This is a genomic window from Parendozoicomonas callyspongiae (assembly GCF_023502345.1).
GTDB classification, from domain to species: Bacteria; Pseudomonadota; Gammaproteobacteria; order Pseudomonadales; family Endozoicomonadaceae; genus Sansalvadorimonas; species Sansalvadorimonas callyspongiae.
Genome location: NZ_JAMFLX010000123.1, coordinates 1 through 777, shown reverse-complemented (window position 1 = coordinate 777; position 777 = coordinate 1). Strand labels below are relative to the sequence as shown.

The following is a 777-nucleotide window of genomic DNA, read 5'->3' as shown; positions in this document are numbered from 1 at the left end:
GCGTTATAACACTACACAAAATATCTACCCCCCCCTCAAGAAGGAATCTTTAAGAATGAAAAAAATCGCTTTTACAAGTATTATGGCGATGATCATTACTGGTTGCGCAAGCACACCGAAGGTACATTACACTGACGTTTCAATTCCAAATTTAAATGAAAAGAGAGAAGTATTTCTTGGTGATACCTTACTTAAGCAAGGGAGAGGGTATTATGGTGATAGCATAACCATTACTAGTGCTTCTGGTGTTTATAGCTCTATTGATGGAGGTGTGTACTGTAAAAGAAATAACAACTCTAACAATTACTACAGTACAAACAATCAAGCGATTGCCTTAAAAAATACATATGGAAATATTACTGGTTATTCTAACTTTGTCTCCTATGACAAAAGTGCTGGCAAGATTTGTCCTAGTGGGATCAGTTTAGGTTGCTACGATTCAACAGAAATATCCGTATCGTATAAACCGCATGCATTCTGTGCTGCTGAAAACTCATTTCAACAAATAATAGAGTACAATGGTAAATCTGGAAAAATTTTAAACTTCACATATAGAGAATTTTCTAATAATTTAGCCAGGTCGGCATTTACTACAAATTTCAAAATGGATTTGCGGGAAGGAGATACTGTCGCATACAAAGGCGCAATGATAAAAGTCTTCAAAGCTACAAACAACAAAATCACTTATGAATTAGTAAGGAACTTTAATACTTACTAAACGTGTTATAACAAGGCCATCCAGCCGACCGCCTGCGGCGTCGGCTGATGGCGGCGTTA

1 protein-coding gene is annotated in these 777 nt (G+C 36.8%); it reads left to right on the top strand.

Annotated features, from left to right (window positions below):
• Positions 1-718: hypothetical protein (locus M3P05_RS20570; protein ID WP_249702016.1), on the top strand; the 718-nt coding region annotated here is incomplete at its 5' end.
• Between the last annotated feature and the right edge of the window lie 59 nt (positions 719-777).